Origin of the sequence: Streptomyces sp. WZ.A104, from assembly GCF_002382885.1 — a bacterium.
Taxonomy (GTDB): Bacteria; Actinomycetota; Actinomycetes; order Streptomycetales; family Streptomycetaceae; genus Streptomyces.
Genome location: NZ_NWVL01000048.1, coordinates 35,241 through 50,648, shown reverse-complemented (window position 1 = coordinate 50,648; position 15,408 = coordinate 35,241). Strand labels below are relative to the sequence as shown.

General features: G+C 71.5%; 15 protein-coding genes. 4 read left to right on the top strand and 11 right to left on the bottom strand.

Annotated features, from left to right (window positions below):
• Positions 1-39 precede the first annotated feature (39 nt).
• Together CIB93_RS24130 and lnt are read left to right on the top strand one after the other, a co-directional pair.
• A complete protein-coding gene (locus CIB93_RS24130) occupies positions 40-510 on the top strand; it encodes a nuclear transport factor 2 family protein (protein WP_096629757.1) in 471 nt (156 codons plus the stop codon).
• 172 nt (positions 511-682) lie between these two features.
• Positions 683-2,290, top strand: a complete 1,608-nt coding sequence (gene lnt, locus CIB93_RS24125; RefSeq protein ID WP_096629756.1) for an apolipoprotein N-acyltransferase — start codon at positions 683-685, stop codon at positions 2,288-2,290.
• Here the strand turns inward: lnt and CIB93_RS24120 are convergent.
• Positions 2,214-3,119: a Gfo/Idh/MocA family protein gene (locus CIB93_RS24120; RefSeq protein ID WP_096629754.1), complete on the bottom strand. Its 906-nt coding sequence runs from the start codon at positions 3,117-3,119 to the stop codon at positions 2,214-2,216. The two genes, lnt and CIB93_RS24120, sit on opposite strands and share 77 nt — an antisense overlap.
• Positions 3,120-3,378: 259 nt before the next feature.
• On the opposite strand from CIB93_RS24120, the gene CIB93_RS24115 reads away from it, so the two are divergent.
• Positions 3,379-3,840 carry a DinB family protein gene (locus CIB93_RS24115; protein WP_096629753.1) on the top strand — a complete coding sequence of 154 codons (462 nt, stop codon included), beginning with the start codon at positions 3,379-3,381 and terminating at the stop codon, positions 3,838-3,840.
• A gap of 106 nt (positions 3,841-3,946) precedes the next feature.
• Positions 3,947-4,432, top strand: coding sequence for a hypothetical protein (locus tag CIB93_RS24110; protein WP_096629751.1), 486 nt, complete (start codon positions 3,947-3,949; stop codon positions 4,430-4,432).
• Positions 4,433-4,477: 45 nt separating this feature from the next.
• Here CIB93_RS24110 and CIB93_RS24105 read toward each other — a convergent pair whose 3' ends face one another.
• The 10 genes from CIB93_RS24105 to CIB93_RS39465 form a co-directional block, all read right to left on the bottom strand.
• Positions 4,478-4,951 carry a hypothetical protein gene (locus tag CIB93_RS24105; protein ID WP_096629750.1) on the bottom strand — a complete coding sequence of 158 codons (474 nt, stop codon included), beginning with the start codon at positions 4,949-4,951 and terminating at the stop codon, positions 4,478-4,480.
• 152 nt (positions 4,952-5,103) lie between these two features.
• Positions 5,104-5,787: a uracil-DNA glycosylase gene (locus CIB93_RS24100; RefSeq protein WP_096629778.1), complete on the bottom strand. Its 684-nt coding sequence runs from the start codon at positions 5,785-5,787 to the stop codon at positions 5,104-5,106.
• A 117-nt stretch (positions 5,788-5,904) separates the two neighbouring features.
• Positions 5,905-7,485 (bottom strand): ABC transporter substrate-binding protein, encoded by a 1,581-nt coding sequence (locus CIB93_RS24095; RefSeq protein WP_096629748.1) that lies wholly within the window; start codon positions 7,483-7,485, stop codon positions 5,905-5,907.
• A 118-nt stretch (positions 7,486-7,603) separates the two neighbouring features.
• Positions 7,604-8,359 carry an SDR family oxidoreductase gene (locus CIB93_RS24090; protein ID WP_096629747.1) on the bottom strand — a complete coding sequence of 252 codons (756 nt, stop codon included), beginning with the start codon at positions 8,357-8,359 and terminating at the stop codon, positions 7,604-7,606.
• A 19-nt stretch (positions 8,360-8,378) separates the two neighbouring features.
• Entirely contained in the window at positions 8,379-9,140 is a 762-nt protein-coding gene (gene fabG, locus CIB93_RS24085; protein ID WP_096629745.1) for a 3-oxoacyl-ACP reductase FabG, read from the bottom strand.
• Between the two features lie 202 nt (positions 9,141-9,342).
• The gene (locus CIB93_RS24080; RefSeq protein WP_096629744.1) at positions 9,343-9,726 is read right to left on the bottom strand and encodes a DUF3037 domain-containing protein; all 384 of its coding nucleotides are present in this window, start codon (positions 9,724-9,726) and stop codon (positions 9,343-9,345) included.
• Entirely contained in the window at positions 9,723-10,601 is an 879-nt protein-coding gene (locus CIB93_RS24075; protein ID WP_096629742.1) for a HipA family kinase, read from the bottom strand. The genes CIB93_RS24080 and CIB93_RS24075 overlap by 4 nt, the downstream gene beginning before the upstream one ends.
• A 525-nt stretch (positions 10,602-11,126) precedes the next feature.
• On the bottom strand, positions 11,127-11,744 hold the full coding sequence (locus tag CIB93_RS24070; protein WP_096629741.1) for an N-acetyltransferase: 618 nt from the start codon (positions 11,742-11,744) through the stop codon (positions 11,127-11,129).
• Between the two features lie 14 nt (positions 11,745-11,758).
• Positions 11,759-12,256, bottom strand: coding sequence for an OsmC family protein (locus CIB93_RS24065; RefSeq protein ID WP_096629739.1), 498 nt, complete (start codon positions 12,254-12,256; stop codon positions 11,759-11,761).
• An 85-nt stretch (positions 12,257-12,341) separates the two neighbouring features.
• The gene (locus CIB93_RS39465; RefSeq protein ID WP_096629738.1) at positions 12,342-15,140 is read right to left on the bottom strand and encodes a LuxR family transcriptional regulator; all 2,799 of its coding nucleotides are present in this window, start codon (positions 15,138-15,140) and stop codon (positions 12,342-12,344) included.
• Positions 15,141-15,408: the final 268 nt, after the last annotated feature.

Below are 15,408 nucleotides of genomic sequence, written 5' to 3'. Positions count from 1 at the left end.
CCTCTTGGCCTGGCGGGCGGCTTGACCGAGACTTGACCGATGACACAGCGTGTGGCACTCGCGACCGTACTGGACCGGCTTGCCATCGATGACGTGATCACCGGGTACGCGGTGGCCGTGGACGACGGGGCCTGGTCGGACTACGGAGCCCTGTTCACCGAGGACGGCCGCGCGGACTACCGGGAAGCGGGCGGGGCCGAGGGCCCGGCCGACGAGATCGCCCGGTGGCTCGCGGAGACGATGAGCCTCTTCCCCGTCCGCCAGCACCTGATCGTCAACCGCCGCATCGAGCTGGAGGACCTGGGCGGCTATCCGGGCGACCGGGCCCAGGTGCGAGCCGACTACCTCAACCCGATGCGCCTGGCCCGGAAGGATGACGCGGGAGCGGACAACGCGCCCGACTTCGTCACCGGCGGCCGCTACACCTTCGAGCTGCGCCGCGCCGACCCGGGCTGGCTGATCCGTGCGGTCACCGTCCACGAGAAGTGGCGGCGGGCACCGGGCGGGTAGGCCGCATCGGCCGGGGCGGGGCAGGGCCGCATGCCCCGCACGGCCGTGTCCCCTGTCCGGCGGGGAGCACCTCCCCCACACTGGGTGGACAGGGGCGGACCGGCACCGGGGCACACGGGGGCGGACCGGAGAAGGCAGCCGACCGCCCGCGCACCACCGAGGAGGCCACGGCATGCGGACCCCGGACGGCGGGCCCCCGGCCCGTGACCGGCTGCTCGCCTCCCGCTGGGGCCGTGCCGGGGCGGCGCTGCTCGCCGGGGCACTGCCCGCGCTGGCCTTTCCCGCACCCGGCCTCTGGTGGTTCGCCTATGTGGCCCTCGTCCCCTGGCTGCTGCTGATCCGCGGCGCGGGCACGACCCGCCGGGCGGCGCTGGACGGCTGGATCGGTGGGATCGGCTTCGTCATCGCCGTGCACCACTGGCTGATGCCTAGCCTCCATGTCTTCATCGTGCTGCTGGCCGCGCTGCTCGGGCTGCTCTGGATCCCCTGGGGGCTGCTGGTGTTCCGGCTGCTCGGCGGCGCGCCCTCAGCATGGCGGGCCGTGGCCGCGGTGATCATCGTGCCCTCCGGGTGGCTGATGATCGAGCTGGTCCGCTCCTGGGAAGGGCTCGGCGGGCCCTGGGGCCTGCTCGGCGCGAGTCAGTGGGAGGTCTCCCCGGCCCTGCGGGTGGCTTCGGTCGGCGGGGTGTGGCTGGTGAGCCTGCTGGTGCTCGCGGTGAACACCGGCACGGCCCTGCTGATCGCCGTGCCGGCCGCCCGGCGGACCGCCGGTGTCGCACTGGTGGTGTGCGCCCTGTCCGTCACCGCGATGTGGGCGTGGGCACCCCGGCCCGAGAGCACCGGCACGGTCCGGATCGCCGTCGTGCAGCCGGGCGTCATCGAGGGACCCGGCAGTGTCGCGCGCCGCCTCGACCGGGGCGAGGAGCTGACCCGCTCGCTGGAGGGCCGGGGGGTGGACCTGGTGGTGTGGGGCGAGAGCAGCATCGGGGCGGGCGCGTGGCAGGACCCGGAGACCGCGCGGCGACTGGCGGAGCTGTCCCGCCGGGTCGGCGCCGATCTGCTGGTCAATGTGGACGCCCGGCAGACCAACGGCAGGGGGAGGTCGGGGATCTTCAAGTCGGCGGTGCTCGTGGGGCCGGACGGACCCACCGGGGACCGCTACGACAAGATGCGTCTGGTCCCGTTCGGCGAGTACGTCCCGGCCCGCGCTCTGCTGGGCTGGGTGACCTCCGTGGGGCGGGCGGCGGGCGAGGACCGGCTGCGCGGCGACCGCCAGGTGGTGATGACCCTGCCGGACGGTGCCCGGGGGCTCCGGGTCGGTCCGCTGGTCTGCTTCGAGTCGGCGTTCCCCGACATGAGCAGGCGGCTGGTCCGCGACGGTGCGCAGGTGCTCGTCGCCCAGTCCGCCACCTCGACGTTCCAGGACAGCTGGGCCCCGGCCCAGCACGCGTCGCTGGGGGCCCTGCGGGCCGCCGAGAACGGCCGCCCCGTGGTGCACGCCACGCTGACCGGGGTCAGCGCGGCGTACGGGCCCCGTGGTGAACGGCTGGGCCGCCCGCTCGGTACGGACGCGAGCGCGGCGGAGGTGTTCGACGTGCCGGTGGCCCGCAGGACCACGCTCTACGGCCGCCTGGGCGACTGGCCGGTGTACGGGGCGATGGGGGCGATGGCCGTACTGTGCGCCGCCGTGGGGGTGCGGGCCCTCAGGAAGCCTGCTCCAGGGCCTCCCGGACCACCCGCTCACACAGCTCATGGGTCGCCAGAGCGTCCCGGGCACTGAGTGTCCCGCCCTTGCGCACGGCGTCGAGGAAGGCGTGGACGCAGGCCTCGATACCGCGCTGGCGGGCCACCGGAACCCAGTCGCCACGCCGCCGCACCGAGGGCTGGCCCTTGTGGTCGATGACATCCGCGATATTGAGGACCTGGCGCTTGGTGTCCTGGCCGGAGACCTCCAGGACCTCCTCGGTCGAGCCGTTCAGCCGGTTCATCATGCCGATCGCGGTGAACCCGTCACCGGACAGCTGGAGCACCACGTGGTGCATCAGGCCGTCCACGATCCGGGCGCGCACGGTGGTGTGGTCGACGGGGCCCGGCAGAAGGAAGCGCAGCGTGTCGACGACGTGGATGAAGTCGTCGAGGATCATGGAGCGGGGGTCCTCGGGAAGCCCCACCCGGTTCTTCTGCATCAGGATCAGCTCGCGCGGGTGCTCGGCGCACTGCGAGTAGCTCGGGGCGAACCGCCGGTTGAAGCCGACGGCGAGGCTGACGCCGCGTTCCTCCGCGAGGTTCACCAGCCGCTCGGACTCGGCGTACTCGTAGGCGATCGGCTTGTCGACATAGGTGGCGACCCCGGCGTCGAGGAGCCGCTCCACGATCTGCGGGTGCACGGCGGTCGGCGCGTGCACGAAGGCCGCGTCCAGCCCTTCGGCGAGCAGGGAGTCAAGGCTCGTGTGCCGCGCGCCGACCGGAACGCGGTGGGCGTCGCCGACCCGGTGGAGCGTGGCGGGGGTGCGGGTCTGCAGATGCAGGTCGACCCCCGGGACGGCGGCGAGCACCGGCAGGTACGCCTTCTGCGCGATGTCGCCCAGCCCGATACAACCGATCTTCACGAGGGTCTCCCTGTTCGCCGTGACGCACTGCTGTTCCGCTGTTCCGCCACGGCAGCATACGTCCGGTCCGCGGCGGCCCCGCTCGCCGGTTCCCCGGCGAAACCCCTGGCCAGGGACATGATCATGGACAAGGATGGCCGCCGTGACTTCTTCCACGGCCCCTTCCGTGTCGTCTTCGTCGTCTTCCGTGTCCCCCTCCGCGACCTCTTCCGCACTCCCCCGGCGCTCCGAGCCCGCTCTCGACGCCGCCGAGCGCCCCATGCTGGAGGGCTGGCTCGACCACCACCGTGAGACGCTCGCCCTGAAGTGCGCCGGTCTCACGGACGCGCAGCTGCGCGAGGCGTCCGTTCCGCCCTCCGCGTTGACCCTCCTCGGCCTCGTACGGCATCTGGCCGAGGTGGAGCGGTTCTGGTTCCGCGAGATCCTGGAGGGCGCGGAGCTGCCGGACCTCTACTCCACCGAGGAGGACCCGGACGGGGACTTCACGGTCACGGAGTCCGACACCTGGGCCGAGGCGGAATCCGTGTGGCTGGCGGAGACGGCGGCGGCCCGCAAGAGCGCCGCCGCGTTCGGCCTGGACGACTTCTCCCAGGGCGTCGGCTCGTCCGGCGAGCCGTTCAGCCTCCGCTGGATCTATACGCACATGATCGAGGAGTACGCCCGGCACAACGGCCACGCCGACCTGCTGCGCGAGCGCGTCGACGGCGCCACCGGCGAGTGAACGAACCGGTGCACCGCCGGGCACGGGGCTGACCGGGTCACCCGTGCGGGCCATTTCTCGTCCACCGGCTCCCCGGGAGCCGGGGCGGGACCACAGAGTTACCCGGGTGCAGCGAACCAGAATCACCGTTCAACTCCTGGTCGGCTTAGCGGTCACGGCCGTGTCCGGCTGCGTCTCGGTGACGCCCCCGGCCGGCCCTCCCGGCCATCCCCCGCCCCCGGGCGCCACCGGCCCGGCCCAGGACGTGGCCCCGCAGATCGTGCAGCCGCCCGCCCGCGAGGCACTGGAAGTCATGGTGGACCCGAGCCCCTCGGCCTCCCGGCCGCCCGCCCCCACGGCCCCGGCGGCCTCCGACGCCCGCCCGGCACCCGGGCGGGCCGGACCGCCACCGGCGCGGGAGCGCACGCACCTCCCAGCGCGCACAAGACCTCCCCGGGTGCCGGGCGTCCCTCACGTCGTGGTGCCCGTGCCCTCCGTACCGCGCCTCCCGGGCAGTGGCGGGACGGACGTCTGCGCGCTTGGCAGGGGGTACGGCGGCTGGCCGGCGGGCAGCCGGGAAGCCCGCAGCTGCGAGGAGGTGTACGGCCGCTGACGCGGAACTCCCGGACGCGGCGGCCTCGCCCGGAGCCGTACGCGGTCACTGCTGCCGCATACGGAGCTCCAGCCGGTCGATCGCGGCCCGCACCCCGCCTCCGTTTCCGCCGTCCACGAGCGCGTCGGCGGCGGCGCGGGCCCGGCGGAGGTGGAGGCGTGCCGAGTCCGGGCGCTGGAGCTTGAGGTAGTCCGCCGCGAGGTTGAGGTGGAGCGAGGGGTAGAACGCCCGGACGGCCAGGGTGTCCCGGTGCTCCGCCGCCCGCTCCTCGCTCAGCCCCTCGGCGGCCGTCAGCGCACGCAGGTCCCAGGCCAGCTCGTCACCGGGATCGTCCTGCGTGTCGGCCATGTAGTGCGCGAGGGTGCAGCGGTGCAGGGCGTCGCCGTCCGCGCCGAGCTCCGACCAGAGGACACCGAAGCGGTTGCGGGCCTCCTCGCGGTCACCCCCGTGGAGCAGCATGACCGCCTGGCCGATCCTGGTCATCACGGCGTCCTCGGACGCCTCCTGCTGCTCCACCACTGCGGTCTCCTCGTGCCCGTGCTGCCGGTTGCGGTCGTTCCGACGCTAACGCCGGGCTTCCGCATTACCGCTCAGACACGGACGTACCACGCAAGGACCGAACAGACCGATCGAACACGCGCATACCGAGGGGACTCGGCGGCCCCGGCACGTCAGCCGAGGTCGGGGATGCGCCAGTCGATCGGCTCGTGGCCCTGGGCTGCCACGGCCTCGTTGATCTGGGTGAAGGGGCGGGAGCCGAAGAACCGCTTCGCGGAGAGCGGCGAGGGGTGCGCGCCCTTCACCACGACGTGGCGCTCCTCGTCGATCAGGGGCAGCTTCTTCTGTGCGTAGTTGCCCCAGAGCACGAAGACCGCCGGGTCGGGCCGGTCGGCGACGGCACGGATCACGGCGTCGGTGATCTTCTCCCAGCCCTTGCCCTTGTGGGAGTTGGCCTCGCCGCCCCGCACGGTGAGCACGGCGTTGAGCAGGAGGACGCCCTGCTCGGCCCACGGCATCAGATAGCCGTTGTCCGGGACGGGCAGGCCGAGCTCCTGGTTCATCTCCTTGTAGATGTTGCGCAGGGATGGGGGCGTCTTGACTCCGGGCCGCACGGAGAAGCACAGCCCGTGCCCCTGGCCCTCCCCGTGGTAGGGGTCCTGGCCGAGGATGAGGACCTTGACCCGGTCGTAGGGAGTGGCGTCCAGGGCGGCGAAGACCTGCTCGCGCGGCGGATACACGGGGCCCTTGGCCCGCTCCTCCTCGACGAAGTCCGCCAGCTCCTTGACGTACGGCTTCTGCAGTTCTTCGCCGAGGACGCCGCGCCAGGACTCGGGCAGCAGGTCGATATCGGTCACGTCCACAACCTCCGGTGAGCAACAGGTTCTTGATCCCAGAACCTACCGCCCGCCACTGACAACGGGCCCGCGAGCCGTATCGGCTGCTGCCGGCCGGCCCGGGGCCGGCCGGACCGGCTACCAGCTGGCCTTGCGGTACAGCTCCCACATCTGCATGACGGTCTGCGGGTCGAGCGCGCGCTCGCCGCCGCCGATGTCCTCGCCCGCCGCGACGTACAGCTTGCCCTGCCACAGCGGGAGCAGCCGGACGTCTTCGACCAGGATCTCCTGGGCGCGCTCGAACTGCTTGCTGACCGCGCCCCGGTCGCTCTCCTGCCGCGAGGAGGGGATCAGCTGCTGGGTGATCTCCTTGTTGATGTACGGGGTGCCGGTGACGCTCTCCTTGCCCACGAAGGGGGCGATGAAGTTGTCGGGGTCCGGGAAGTCCGGGAACCAGCCGCGGCCGAAGACCGGGTACTCGCCCTTGTTGAAGCCTTCCTGGAACTCCTGCCAGGGCTTGCCGTTCAGCGTGATCTCGAACAGCCCGGAGCCTTCGAGCTGCCGCTTGAGCTCCTCGAACTCGGGCTCCGTGGAGGAGCCGTACCGGTCGGTGGTGTACCAGAAGCTCATCTTCACGGGCTCGGTGATGCCGGCCCCGGTGAGGATCTCCTCGGCCTTCTCCACGTCCGGGTCGCCGAAGGTGTCGAAGAAGCTCGTGGCGTGTCCGGCGATGCCCTTGGGAATCATGGAGTAGAGGGGCTCGGCGGTTCCCCGGTAGACCTTGGCGACCAGGGCGTCACGGTCCACGACGTGCGCGATGGCCTTGCGGACGGCGGGGTTCGCGGCGGCCGGGTCCTTCGGGTTGAAGACCAGGAAGCGGATGTCCGCGCCGGTGCTCTCGACGATCTGGAGGCCGGCGTTGTCGGCCTTGTTGTCCTCCAGGCTGACGACCTCCTCGGCGGTCAGACCCCGGTAGGTGGCGTCGATCTCCTTCGCCTTGAGCGCGCTCACCATCTCGGCGGACTTCTCGAAGTAGCGGATGGTGACCGCGTCGTTCTTCCGGTTGGCGAAGCCCTTGTAGTCCGGGTTCTTCTTCAGCTCGGCGGTGGCCCCGGCGTCGTAGGACTCCAGGAGGTACGGGCCGGAGCCCGTGACCTTGCCGTCGTCGCGGATCCTGTCCTTGCGGTAGTCGCCGGGGGCGACGAGCGACATGGCGGGAGTGGCCAGGATGAACGGGAACGTCGCGTCGGACTTGTTCAGGTGGAAGATGACGGTGTCGTCGCCCTTGGTCTCCACCCGGTCCAGCGAGCCGAGCATTCCGGCCGGGCCGCCCTTGAAGTGGATGTCCAGGACGCGCTCGATCGAGTACTTGACGGCCTCGGCGTCGAGCTTCTCGCCATTGGAGAATTTGAGGTTCTTCTTGAGCGTGCACCGGTAGGCCATGCTCGTGGCGTCGGTGAACTTGCAGGATTCCGCCGCGTCCGGCTCCGGGCTCGTGCTGCCGGTGGGGAAGCTCACCAGGGTCTGGTAAACGTTCCGCATCAGTTCCCAGGAACCGTCCCAGGCTGCCGCCGGATCGAGCGTGGACGGGGAGCTGGTCGTCCCGACGGTTATCTTCTGGTCCGTTTCCGACCCACTGTCGGAGAAGAGACCGCAGCCGGCCAGCAGAGAAAGGGAAGCTAGGGCTGCAGCGGCCTGCAGACTGGCCCGGTAGAACACGTGCACGCTCCTCGATCAGCCATGGGTCGGCAGACCATACCGCAGCGCCCCGACGGGTCAATCCGTCGGCCCGACGGGGCACTTGCGTCAATCAGGGCCAAACCGGTTCAGGCCGCTCTCAGCCCACGCCGGCGTTCAGGAAGATTCCCCCGTCGACCACCAGGGTCTGCCCGGTGATCCAGTCCGACTGCGCCGAGGTCAGGAAGGCGGCGGCGCCCCCGATGTCCTCGGGCACACCGAGCCTGCCCAGCGGATAGGCGGCGGCCGCCTCCGCTTCGCGGCCCTCGTAGAGGGCTTCGGCGAACCGGGTCTTGACCACGGCGGGGGCGATCGCGTTGACGCGGACGGCCGGGGCGAACTCGTGCGCCAGCTGAAGGGTCAGGTTGACCATGGCCGCCTTGCTCATGCCGTACGCGCCGATGAACGGCGAGGCGGAGACCCCGGCGATGGAGGCGATGTTCACGATCGCCCCGCCGTTCTCCTTCTGCCAGGCCTTCCAGGTCTGCTGGGCGAACCCCAGCGCCGAGATCACATTGGTCTCGTAGACCTTGCGGGCGACGCCGAGATCGAGCTCCGCGATGGGGCCGAAGACCGGGTTCGTCCCGGCGTTGTTCACCAGGTGGTCGACCCGGCCGAACGCCTCCATGGTGCGCTCGACCGCCGCCGCCTGGTGGGCCTCGTCGTGCGCCTTGCCCACGATGCCGATCACCCGGTCGGAGCCGAGCCTCTCGACGGCCTCCTTCAGGGCCTCCTCGCCCCGCCCCGTGATGGCCACCCGGTCGCCGCGGGCGACGAGCGCCTCGGCGATGCCGTAGCCGATACCCCGGCTGGCGCCCGTGATGAGGGCGACCTTTCCGCTGTCCTGCACCGTCATGTGTCCGCTGCCCTTCGGATCAGTTGAGGGGTCCGCCGGCCACGTACATGACCTGGCCGGAGACGAAGCCCGCGTCGTCGCCCGCGAAGAAAGCGATGGCGTTCGCGACGTCCTCGGGACGGCCGACGCGCTGGACGGGGATCTGGGTGGCGGCCGCCGCCTGGAACTCCTCGAATCCCATGCCGACGCGGGCAGCCGTCTGCGCGGTCATCTCGGTGACGATGAACCCGGGCGCGACGGCGTTGGCCGTGACCCCGAACTTGCCGAGCTCCTTGGCGAGCGTCTTGGTGAGCCCCTGGAGCCCCGCCTTGACCGCAGAGTAGTTGGCCTGGCCGCGGTTGCCGAGAGCCGAGGAGGAGGAGAGCGAGACGATCCGGCCGAACCCGGCCTCGACCATGTGCGCCTGCACGGCCTTGGCCATCAGGAACGCACCCTTGAGGTGCACGTTCATCACGATGTCCCAGTCGGACTCGCTCATCTTGAACAGCAGGTTGTCGCGGAGCACACCCGCGTTGTTCACGAGGATCGTCGGCGCGCCCAGCTCGGCGGCGACCCGCGCGACGGCGGCTTCCACCCGACCGGCGTCCGACACGTCGCAGCCGACGGCGAGCGCGGTGCCCCCGGCGGCGGTGATCTTCTCGACGGTGTCCTTGCAGGCCGCCTCGTCGAGATCGAGTACGGCGACGGCGCGGCCCTCGGCCGCGAGGCGTACGGCGGTGGCGGCGCCGATGCCCCGGGCCGCTCCCGTCACGATGGCGACGCGCTGCTCGGTGGTGGACATGCTTGGTTCTCCTCGCCCTTGGATAGCGGCTCAGCGGACGTCGGGCGCCTCCCAGGCAGTCGCCGGCAGAGCGACCCGATGACTGAGCAACCGCTTAGTACCTTCAGCAGACGAGACGCTAGAAGCCCTGGCACCCGGTGTCAACGGCGCACGGCCCGGGGGGCCGCACGTCACACACGGCGGCGGCCCCCTCGTACCGGACTCAGCGCACCAGCAGGTCGAGCAGCCGCTCCACCTCACCGGCCGGATCGGTGGTGAGCCCGCTGTGCACGGCCCCGGGCTGGACGACCGTGGAGCGCGGGGCGATCAGCCAGCGGAAGCGCCGCCCGGCGTCGTCCGCGGCCGCCTGCCCGGCCCCTTCACCGCCGCCGCAGACCCCTTCCACCGCACGGAGGGCGGCCCGTACGCCCATCACATCGGCGTCCGGGGCCAGCGCCCTCAGCTTCGCCTCGTCCAAGTGCGTACGGGCGGCGACGAACGAGCGGGCCCGGCAGTAGACGAGCACCCCCGCGTTGAAGCACTCGCCGCGCTCGACCCGGGGCACGACGCGCAGGATCGCGTACTCGAAGACATCGCGCCTCGTCATCGGCCACCGCCCTCTCCCGTACGGACTGCGGCAGCGGAGCGGTCGTCGCCGGATGGCTTCGGCCGGGGCGGCAGTCGCTCGGTGAGCCAGCCCGGCGCCTGGGAGGGCCGGGTCGAGGCCGGTGCGTCCAGGGTGATCCGCCGGTGGATGGTGGCGGCCCGGGCGAGCAGCGGGGCGATGTAGGCCCGGCGCAGCTCGTCGGTGGACCCGAACCCCGGCTCGTCGGCCAGCCAGACGTCCGGCACCTCGGCGGCCACCTCGGTGAGCAGTTCCTCGGTGACCAGGGGGGCCAGCTCGGCGGCGGCAGCGGCGATGTCCGGGGCGAAGGGGGCCAGGACATGGTCCGACGCGTTGTACGGCTTGGCCGCGGAGGCCTCGGCGCCCGGCCAGTTGTGGTGCCAGATCATGGTCGCGCCGTGGTCGATGAGCCAGAGGTCGCCGTGCCAGACGAGCAGGTTGGGGTTGCGCCAGGACCGGTCCACATTGTTGATCAGCGCGTCGAACCAGACGACCCTCCCGGCCTCGGCCGCCCCGACCTCGTAGGCGAGCGGGTCGAACCCGAGCGAGCCCGGCAGGTAGTCCATCCCGAGGTTCAGCCCGCCGCTCGCCTTGAGCAGCTCCTGCACCTCCTGGTCGGGCTCGGCGAGCCCGATGACCGGGTCGAGCTCGATGGTCACCAGTTCGGGCACCCGCAGCCCCAGCCGTCGGCCGAGCTCCCCGCAGATGACCTCGGCGACCAGCGTCTTGCGGCCCTGTCCGGCCCCGGTGAACTTCATGACGTACGTACCGAGATCGTCGGCCTCGACGATCCCGGGGAGCGAGCCGCCTTCACGCAGGGGCGTGACGTAGCGGGTCGCTACAACCTCTTCCAACACTTTCCCAGGCCACCCATCTCTTCAGCCTTGCAGTCACACGGACGACTTCTCCGGGGCGTAGAGGCAGGCATGGCCAGTCAACGGCGCTGGGGGAGATCCGGGAATTCTCGGCCGGCGGGCCGGTCTCCCCGCTCCCCCCAGCAGACCGCCGATGGTGCCGCGCCCCTTGCTGCCGGCTTCCGGCTTCCGGCATCCGGCATCCGGCATCCGGCATCCGGCATCCGGCATCCGGCATGAAGTGAGCATAGTAACCGAGGGTGATCGTCGGCGAGGAGTGTCCGCGCCACCGAGCCAGGGGCACGACGGGCCTGATCCGGTTTGCCGATCAGAATGTTGCGACGATCAGTGGAATCCATCCAGTACACCAGTCGGCAGTTCGTCGCCCTGGCAGCCCAGTTCGGGGCCCGGCTGTCGGTCGGCCGCACCGGTCGGTGCTGGGACAACGTGCTCGCAGCGACCACTCACCTCAAGGCCGGCGTGAGACGCCCTTCCCCGTTCGGTCCGCTCGTTCGCTCCAGCCAGTCGTCACGCCTCCGGCTCCCGCCACATGGCACGGAGGGCGGAACCATCGGGAAGCGGCAGTTCTCTGACTGTGTGGAACCCGTGGCGGGCGTACAGAGACTGATTGAGGGCGCTGGTCGCCTCCAGGTAGGCGGGCAGGGCCTCCCGGTCGCACTGCTCCAGCAGCGTGGTCAGGAGCGCCGAGCCGATGCCGTGGCCCTGGTGTTCGGGGCGTGCGGCCATGATGGGCAGGTAGTAGTGCGATTCGCGCGGATGGTTGTCGTCGAGCAAGGTCAGGAGTTCCATGACCGCCGGGGCGAACTCCTGTGCCACCCGTTCGACGTCGCTGGCGAACGCCTCGGCGTTGTCGTCGAACGCCTGCTGGACGTGCGGCGGCATCCACAGGGCGGCGCCGGCAAGGTCGTCGGTCGTGTAGACCTCGTGATACCGCATGCATCCGGCGACCCAGAGCTCGAAGAAGTCGGGGAGAATCCGCCGACGCCGTTCGGGCTCCGTCCAGGCCCAGCCGATCACCGGGTCGTCGAAGAATCCTGCCGCGAGCGCTTCCGCGACGGTTCGGGTTTCGTCCGGCATCGCCTTCCGGGGGCGGATGCCCGGCCGGAGTGAGTTCATCCGTGACATGACACGGCTCCTTGTCAGGCTGCGCGGAACTGGACGGTGACGTCGGTGGGTCGCTGAAGCGCCAGGTAGATGGGGCAGCGCTCCTGCCAGACGCGGGCGACTTCGGCGACGGCCTCCTCGCCGTCCGGGCTGTCGACCGTGATGTCCACGGTCAGCTCGCGGAGGTCGGGGTCCGCGCCGTCCATGCCCAGCAGCCCGCGGGCGTCCGCGGCACAGCGCGCGGTCGCCTCCACGCCGTTGATCCGCACGCCGAGCTGGGGGCCCAGCGTGTCGTACACGAAGGCGACGGCGCAGCCGGCGAGCGCACTGAGCAGCAGGGCGGTCGGGCTGGGCGCCTGGTTGGTGCCGCCCAGCGGCGCGGGCAGGTCGGCGCGCAGGGTGAAGGGGCCCGCCTGGATCGCGGCCTGGCCGTCCTCCACGCGTGCGGTCGCCGTCGGCTTGCTGCGGCCCCGGTCCGGGTCTCGCGTCCAGGTCGCGAGGGTTTCTTCGAGGGTGGTCGTCTTGGTTTCCACGTTCCTCACACCTCCTGTACACGCACCGAATCTACGGAGGTGGTGAAGCGGCAGGAACGGCAGAATTACCGTATTTCGCCGGCGGTCAGGACCTGGTGGTGAGGACGGCGAGGTCCTCGGCTCTGCGCACCGCTTCCGTGCGGGTGTGGCAGCCGAGCTTCGCCAGCAGGTTGCGGACGTGCATGTCGACAGTCCGGGTACTCAGGAACAGCCTGGAGGCGATCTCGCTGTTGGTGAGCCCGGCGGCGACCAGCCGCAGGACCTCGCTTTCGCGTCGAGTGAGGCCGATCATGTCGGTCCGCCGGGCGGCCCGGGAGCCGAGTCGGCGGCGGACATCCTCGCCGATCTCCCGCAGCTCGCGGGTGGCGGCGGAAGCCAGCGGGCCTGCCCGGAGGGTGCGTGCCGTGTGGTAGGCGCCGACGAGGCGTTCGACCGCCTTGGTCCTGTCGCCGGCGCGCGACAGGGCGGTACCGGCCCTGACCTGTGTCTCGGCCGTTTCGGGTGGCAGTGCCACGGCGTCCAAGAGCGCGAGGGCGCGTTCGAACCGGTCGACGGCCCGGGGGGCGTCGCCCTCCAGCAGGGCGGCCTCGGCCAGCGCGTGCGCGAGGGCTGCGGTGGCCTCCGCGGTGCCCGTGGCGGCAGCGATGCGGGCCAGTGCGTCCGTGCAGGCGCCGAGGTCGTCGCGCAGGTCGCGGCGGGCGAAGTACGTCGCTGCCCAGCGCAGCGCGGCGACGGAGTAGTGGTTCTCCTCCCGGGCCAGGCAGCGGGCGGTGAGTTCCCGCAGTCGGATCGTCGCGCTGTCGTCGTCGCCGTCGAGCGCATCGGTCCGGGCCAGGCCCCAGCCGGTGTCGATCTCCAGCCCGAAGAGCTCATGGGCCTGCGCGTACGCCGCAGCGCGAGCGAGGTGGCGGCGTGCCGTTTCCGTCGTTCCCCGGTTGGCGAGGATGAGCCCGACCTCCCCGGCGGCCACCATGCGCGCGACGTCGGGGGCGTCCTGCTGGGCGAGGACCTCCTGACCGGCATGGAGTGCGCGGTCCCACTGGCCGGTGTGACGCAGCGCCGGGGTCAGGCAGGCCAGGCATACATGGGCGTCGGCGTCCATACCGCGGGTGCGGCAGAACGACAGTGCGTCGGTCCAGGCGTCCAGCGCCGCGGGATAGGAGGTGCGCTGTTCGAGCGCGTCGGCGTACAGGTAGTAGATGTCGGCGGCCAGCGCGTCGGGCCCGGAGCCGAGAGCCAGGTCGAGGGCCTGGCGGGACAGCTCGATACCGAGCGCCCCCTCGCCGAGCTTGGTCCTGATCAGTCCCTCTGTACCCAGGGCACGTATACGGACCTCGGCCGTCGGGTCGATCTGCGCGGCGTCGATGTCCCGCCAAGCGTCCCGTACGAGCCGCATCGCCCCGGTGAGGTCGCCGGCGGCGTGCAGGTGCGACGCCGCCGCGAGGCGCTCCGCCGCCGCCTCTGCCGGGCGGCCCGTCCGGGCGTACTTCTCAGCGGCGACGTACCGGGCCGCGAGCGCACGCGGCCAGTCGTCCGCCAGCTCGTAGACGCCGGCCAGGCACCGTGCGATACGCGCATGGCCGGCGTGGTCCCCAGCCACCCGGCAAGCGGCGGCGACCTGCTCCCAGGCGCGGACGGCTTCACCCGTCTCACCACAACGGGCCGCACACTCGCCCAGCAGTTCGAGCGCACGCGACCGGGCCCGGCCCTCCGCGTCCGCGGGCCATAGCGCGAGGGCGCGCTTGATCGTGTCCATGGCGTCGCGGTAGGCATGGACACGGCACGCGGCCTCGGCGGCCTCCAGCAGCAACGGACCAGCACGCGTAGGCTCGTGCGCCTTCTCCCAGTGCCCCGCAACGAGCCCGGGCGCTTCACCGCGAACCTCCATGGCGCGCGCCAGCGCGGCGTGGAGCCGACGACGACGCGCCCAGGGCAGGGTCGCGTACAGCGCCTCACCCATCAAAGCGTGACGGAAGGCCGCCTCGCCCCCTCCCGATCCTGGACGCTGCATCAGCACACCGGCGTCCAACAACTCCTCGATGCCCGCCTCCTGCACACCTGCCGTGACCAGTACGTCGAACCGGGCCGACCGGCTCACGGCGATCACCTGAGCGGCCGCCTGCGCTGCCTCCGGCAGTCGAGCCACGCGCTGAAGCACGGCATCGGTGACCGACTCCGGCACCGCCGCCGCGTCCCCTGTCTCGGCCACCGCCGAGGCCAGCTCCTCCAGGTAGAAGGGCACACCACGGGCGCGGCGTACAACGGTGTCCACGATGTCCTCAGTGGCCACGTCCCCCAGCACGCGTCTCACGAGGAGAGCGCTGGCCGCCGGGTCCAGGGGGCGCAGTCGTACATGCCTCTCCCTGCCGTCGGCGGCCTGCCGCAGTTGTGACCGCAGGTCACGCACAGGATGCCGGCGCGGCAGCTCGTCACTGCGAAACGCCCCGATCACCAGGAGGGGAAGCCCTGGCGAAGGCACCGCCCAGCCTCCCAGAAGGGTCAGCGTCGCACCGTCGGCCCACTGCAGGTCGTCGAGGAGGACCACAGTGGGGCGCTCCCGAGCCAGGTGCTCGAACGCCTCCCTCAACACCGTCGGTACGTCGCCCTCAGCGCATTCGGCTGCTGGACAGTGGCTGTCGAGTGCAGATCTGAGCGGTCCGTACGGAATCCCCCGATGCGAGCCGCAGCCCCGCATCACGCGCAGTTCCGAAGAAAGCACGGACTCGACCAGCGTCGTCTTCCCGGCCCCCGCCTCCCCCTCGACGAGCCACAAGCCACCGTGGCCGCCGCGCAGCAACCCGGCGAGGGCCTCGCGCAAGCGCTCCTGTTCGCGCCCCCGGCCCAGCAGTCTCCCCGCCTCGGAATTCTCAGCGGGTCGCTTCATCCCCAACACCCCACATGACTCGGGCCGGGCGCTTCATCCCATGCTAGGCCGACGGCCGGCACCGTGCCCTTCCCGGCCAGGCGGAGAACCCGGTTCGGCGTACGTGGGCGCCGCACGCACCCGGGTCGAGGCCGCGCCTGCAGGCCGGCCCGGGACCGAAGCCGAAGTGCGGACCGACTGGGCAGCGGCCCGCCTGGAGCGCCTCGACCCTCTCCACACACCGCCCCGGCTGCCCGACGTCCCGAACGACAATCCACGAACCACGAAC